Origin of the sequence: Nocardia neocaledoniensis (assembly GCF_029868625.1) — a bacterium.
Taxonomy (GTDB): domain Bacteria; phylum Actinomycetota; class Actinomycetes; order Mycobacteriales; family Mycobacteriaceae; genus Nocardia; species Nocardia neocaledoniensis_A.
Map to the genome: position 1 here is coordinate 1 of NZ_JARWOJ010000256.1, position 4,931 is coordinate 4,931.

The 4,931-nt window shown below is 64.9% G+C and carries 8 protein-coding genes; all 8 read left to right on the forward strand.

Annotation, left to right across the window (positions count from 1 at the left end):
* On the forward strand, positions 1 to 198 hold a 198-nt coding region (locus tag QH270_RS19840), incomplete at its 5' end, for a DUF6301 family protein (RefSeq protein WP_280344590.1).
* The gene (locus QH270_RS19845) at positions 195 to 644 is read left to right on the forward strand and encodes a TY-Chap domain-containing protein (RefSeq protein WP_280344592.1); all 450 of its coding nucleotides are present in this window, start codon (positions 195 to 197) and stop codon (positions 642 to 644) included. The genes QH270_RS19840 and QH270_RS19845, both read left to right, overlap by 4 nt.
* 91 nt (positions 645 to 735) lie before the next feature.
* The gene (locus QH270_RS19850) at positions 736 to 1,188 is read left to right on the forward strand and encodes a TY-Chap domain-containing protein (RefSeq protein ID WP_280344593.1); all 453 of its coding nucleotides are present in this window, start codon (positions 736 to 738) and stop codon (positions 1,186 to 1,188) included.
* A 131-nt stretch (positions 1,189 to 1,319) separates the two neighbouring features.
* On the forward strand, positions 1,320 to 2,492 hold the full coding sequence (locus QH270_RS19855) for a toxin-antitoxin system YwqK family antitoxin (protein ID WP_280344596.1): 1,173 nt from the start codon (positions 1,320 to 1,322) through the stop codon (positions 2,490 to 2,492).
* Positions 2,489 to 2,800: a DUF6301 family protein gene (locus tag QH270_RS19860; RefSeq protein ID WP_280344598.1), complete on the forward strand. Its 312-nt coding sequence runs from the start codon at positions 2,489 to 2,491 to the stop codon at positions 2,798 to 2,800. The genes QH270_RS19855 and QH270_RS19860 overlap by 4 nt, the downstream gene beginning before the upstream one ends.
* Positions 2,797 to 3,156 carry a TY-Chap domain-containing protein gene (locus QH270_RS19865; RefSeq protein WP_280344600.1) on the forward strand — a complete coding sequence of 120 codons (360 nt, stop codon included), beginning with the start codon at positions 2,797 to 2,799 and terminating at the stop codon, positions 3,154 to 3,156. Before QH270_RS19860 ends, QH270_RS19865 begins: the two co-directional genes overlap by 4 nt.
* Positions 3,157 to 3,161: 5 nt before the next feature.
* On the forward strand, positions 3,162 to 4,187 hold the full coding sequence (locus tag QH270_RS19870) for a toxin-antitoxin system YwqK family antitoxin (RefSeq protein WP_280344602.1): 1,026 nt from the start codon (positions 3,162 to 3,164) through the stop codon (positions 4,185 to 4,187).
* A gap of 26 nt (positions 4,188 to 4,213) precedes the next feature.
* Positions 4,214 to 4,699: a DUF6301 family protein gene (locus QH270_RS19875; RefSeq protein ID WP_280344605.1), complete on the forward strand. Its 486-nt coding sequence runs from the start codon at positions 4,214 to 4,216 to the stop codon at positions 4,697 to 4,699.
* Positions 4,700 to 4,931: the final 232 nt, after the last annotated feature.

Consider the following 4,931-nt stretch of genomic DNA (forward strand, 5'->3'; position numbering starts at 1 on the left):
GCTGCGGCGATCACCGCCAAGCTCGGTGAACCAACCGCGCGCGTCGCCGGTCCGCCCCTCCAGTTGCGGTGGGCCGGGCCCCAGGCCACACTTTTGCTCGTGCGCTTCGACGCCTCGGTATGGCTCAACCTGACCACCAACACCCGGCTGGCGGCCGACGACCGCAATATCGAGCTCGAAGAGCAGGGTCTCCTGTGACCGACTGGACCGAATTCGCCCGCGGGCTCGCATCCGCGCTCCAAACTTCACCCGACAGCACGGTGCTGGTGGTCGGCGAATCGACCAAGCCCGGACAGCGACGTTTCTCCCAGTTCCTCAAGACCGGCACGGTCGTATCCGCCGAACTCACCGGCGACGAATGGCTCGAGCCTGCCTTCCACACCGACGCCGACGGTGTACGAGCCATCAGCGACGCGGGGTGGCACCAGCCCAACGAGGAGCACATGGGCAACTGGTGGATCGAGTTCCCCTGGTCGGCAAACACCGAGGACTACCAGCGGCTCGCCGCGATGACCGTCACCGGACTCCGCGACGGATTCGGCATCGAATCCCCCGCACAACTGGTCTACCGAGGCTGGGTGGAACGCGCCGGAAACGCCAATCTTCACCTGCCAGGCCTCGGCGTTCCCCACGAGAATCGTTGACCGACTTCCGTCCCCGAACCCCTACAGAGGTCGCCGCACCGGGGAATCGACTGCGCGACGAAAACATCGAACATCTCCGGTGGGGAGAGCTGTGATCTACTGGCCCAAGTTCGCCGAGCACCTCGCATCCGAGCTCGAGAAGCTGCCAACCGGCTCGCGGGTGATCATCTTCGAACCCGAACCGGCCCGCATCCGCCGATTCGTCCAATTCGCCCGCGACGAAGACGTGCTGTCGGCACAACTGATCGGTGACAAGTACCTCGCCGAGGAGCGGCGACCCACCCCGACCGGATACCAGGCGATCACCGCCGCGGGCTGGAACCAGCCCGACGTGGACAACGGCCACCTGTGGCGGTTCGATTTCGACGAGCCGGTCACCAGCGCGGACTACCGCCACGCCGCCGAACTCGCCGTCACCGGACTCCGCGACGGCTACGGCATCACCGACCCCGCCGAACTCGCCTACGACGCTTGGGTCCACCACCCCGACCGTCCCGACCTCGACCTACCTACCCTCGGCCTGAGCCATCAGTCGATGCAGTGACGCCCGGACCCGACGCTGACCCTCGTCCTCCCGCCCGCGTTCGTCGACTACGCCCCCAGAATTTCGAGACCCGCGACCCCGATCTTGATGCGGCGACTTCTGAGAGTGGTCCCAGCGGAAGAAGCAGCCTCGTGCTCTACATCGACAGCAGCGATCCTGACCTGACCACCGACGATGGAGTCACCTACTACCGGGGCATCCCCTTCACCGGGCAGATCTCGACGCTCCTTCCTGATCAGACCGAGGTCGAGACCCTGACATACGCCGACGGATACCGCCACGGACAGGCCGACGGCTGGTACCCGGACGACACCAGAAGGTACTCCGGCACCTACGACCACGGCCGCCGTGTCTTCGACTGGGAGTACTGGGACGACAACGGGAGGCCCGTCCGAACCGACACCTACGATTTCGCCGGAACCCTGCGACACCGGAAACGCTGGGACGACAACGGCACTCTCGTCGAGGATTTCGACGCCGCCAGGATGGCGAAGCCGCTCGTGGACGGCGCGGTCGACCGGCGTGACCCGGCATTCGCCACCGACCCCGGCGACGGCCGACTGCGGTTGGCCGGCCACCCATTCACCGGTCAGACCGTCGAATACTTCTACGCGGGTGGGCCGATCGTCGCACTGGAATGGTTCATCGACGGCTGGTCAGACGGCCCCGAGCTCGCCTGGCACGGCGACGGCGCACGCCAACTCGCGGGTACCGTCACCAGAAACCAGCCGATCGGGTTGTGGCTGCACTGGCACCACAACGGCGCCCTCGCCCAACAGAATGTCTTCACCGGCCACGGCCTGCTGACAGAGAAACAAGCCTGGGACGACGCCGGAAACCCGAGCGAGACCAGTGAAACCTTCCCGACCACAGACACGATCATCCTGAGCGCCGATGAAGTCGATCCGGCCCTGCCGTTCCATCACGAAGGCCAGCCGTTCACCGGCGGACTCGAACATCGTTCTGGCGAAACACTTCTCCGCCGACAGGAGTTCCGCGACGGGTATCCCGACGGCCTGTACGTCGAATACGACAACGGGCACGAAATCCGCAAAGGCGTCAACAACCCGACCGGGCCGGTCGGCTGCTGGTACGAGTTCTATCCCGACGGCAGGATCCGTTGCGAGGAATGCTACGACAGGGGAAACCGACTGCTACTGCGCCGCCGATGGGACGAGGAGGGCGCCCTCGCCGCACCCATCACCGGCCTCGCACTCGAGGACAACGGCACCGCGCGAGACGGCAATATCGACACCAGCGACAACCCAGTCGCTCCTGAGTTCTCCCGGAAGGCAAGCGAATGAGCACATGGCGGGCACTGCCGGTCGAGCAAGCAACCGAACTCGCCAGTGAACTGCGAGCTCTCGATTGGTCCTGGACAGCCGCGAAAGTCGGGACCGCTTTCACCGACTTCGCGCAGGCGATCACCGCGACACTCGGTGAACCGACCGCCCAGGTGAAGGCACCCACCTCGCAATATCGCTGGGGCGGCTCCGACGCGACAGTGGTCCTCATCCGCTCCGCCGCGTCGGTATGGCTGCACCTGGTCACCAACTCCCGCCTCGCCGCCGACGACCGCAACCTGCAGCTCGACCAGCAAGGCCTGCTGTGACCGACTGGACAGCGTTCGCCAGTGCACTCGCCGACGAGCTCGCCGCCGCCCCCGACACCTCGGTACTCGTCGTCGGCGAGTCGGCCCCAGCGGGGTCCAGGCGCTTCGCACAGTTCCGTAAGAGCGGCGATTCGGTGCTGGCCGAGCTCACCGGCGACGAATGGCTCGACTCGCGATCCCGGCCGGGCGAGGCGGGCTGGCGCGCCATCACCCGCGCGGGTTGGCACCAGCCCGACCAGGACCACTGCGACAACTGGTGGGCCGAATTCACGGCAGACCTCTCCTATCAGGGCTGGGTCGAGAAGACCGGCAGCAGTCTTCATCTGCCCTCCCTCGGCATCCCGGACGCCGAATAGATCACGTGGCAGGCGACGAGTACAGCTACGACGAAGAGATCCAAGAACTCTTGGACAGCCAGGTCAGTCTCCGCGACCCCGACCTGCGGATGGACGGCGACCGAGCGATCTACAAAGCCAAACCGTTCACCGGCGATATCGTCGACGACCAGGATGGCACGATCGTCGAAGGATACGAGTACGTCGACGGCGTTCGCCAGGGCTACTGTTTCGGACGATACCCCGACCAGAGACCTCGATTCTTCGGCGAGTACCGTCGCGGCCTGCCCAGTGGCCACTGGACATTCCAGAATACCGCCGGACGCGTGATCGAGGAATACGAATTCGATCCGAGCAACTGTCTGCGATACCGCAAGCGCTGGAACGATGACGGTGTTCTGGTCGAGGATTTCGACGCCAAAGCGATCGCGATGCCCACCATCCCGGGAGTCCGTGACCGGGAGGATCCCGATATTCACTACGACTCCGCGACCGAGACCCGCTACGACCGCGGCGAGCTGTTCACCGGACAGCTCGCCGAATACACCTGGGTTACGCGCGACATCGTCGAACTGTCCTGGTACACCCGTGGTCACTGGGACGGCCCCCAACTCGCCTGGTACACCCAAGGCAGCCGAAAGTACGCCGGCACTTCCTCGGGTGGGCAGCATTTCGGCCTCTGGCTCAGCTGGCACGAAGACGGTAGTCTCCGGCAACGCACTCTCCTCGACCTCAGCGGAACAACTCTGATCCGCGAGGAGTGGGACGAAAGCGGGCGCCGTGTCGGCGACGCGGACGTGGACGCGCCACTGCATCAGCTACTCCACACCGAGTACGCCGATGGCAAGCTCCTTCGAGCTGGTATGCAAACCCCAGCCGGCCCCATCGGATACTGGTGCACCTGGGACAACGCAGGGCGAATCCGCAGAGAAGAGCACTACACCCCACAGCACCAACTGCTGCTCCGCCGCGATTGGGACGAAGAAGGCGCACTCGATCGGCCCGCTGAAGGCATCGCGCTACAACCGGACTGGGGCACCGACACCCGATAACGGCCACACTGGAGGAGACCGTCACTATGTGGAAATCGAGAACACCCCAGGACGCTGTCGGCCTGGCAAGCCAGTTGAGCGAGATCAACTGGACCTGGCAACTCGCCGAGATCCCACAGCTCGTCGAACAATTCGGCTGGACGATGATCGCCACCAATTCGACTGGGGCCATGTTCGATACCGGATTCGGCCTGGCCAGTGGAAAGGCGTTTGCCCACGAAGGGCAGGTCCAACGTCTCCAGGTCTCCCTCAGCACCATAGGTCCCGACACGGACGATACCCGTGCGCAGGTCCGCAGCGCATATTCGGACATGGCCGACGCGCTCGTCGCCGCGCTCGGCACACCGAGCAGTGCGAACAAGGGCGAACTCGAGGAACTGCGCTGGGCTGGACCGGAATCCACGCTGCTCCTCCAAGAACTCACTCGTTCGATAACGTTGGTGCTGGCCACCAACGATTGGCTGGCCGGATTCGACCGCAGTGTCGAACACTCCCGCCAGGGACTGATATGAGCGAACAGCCCCTCACCCTCCCCACGAGTTCGTCGACCACGTCCGGGCCCTCGACCCCCCAGAATTTCGACACCCGCGACCCCGATTTCGCCGCGGCATTCCTGTCGTACTTCTGACCGAGAGGAAAGGCTCCGAATGACGAACTGGCGCGCTATGCCCGCCGATGACGCAGCCGACCTGGCGGGCGCATTGCACACACTCGACTGGTCGTGGGCCCTCGACGACGCGCAGG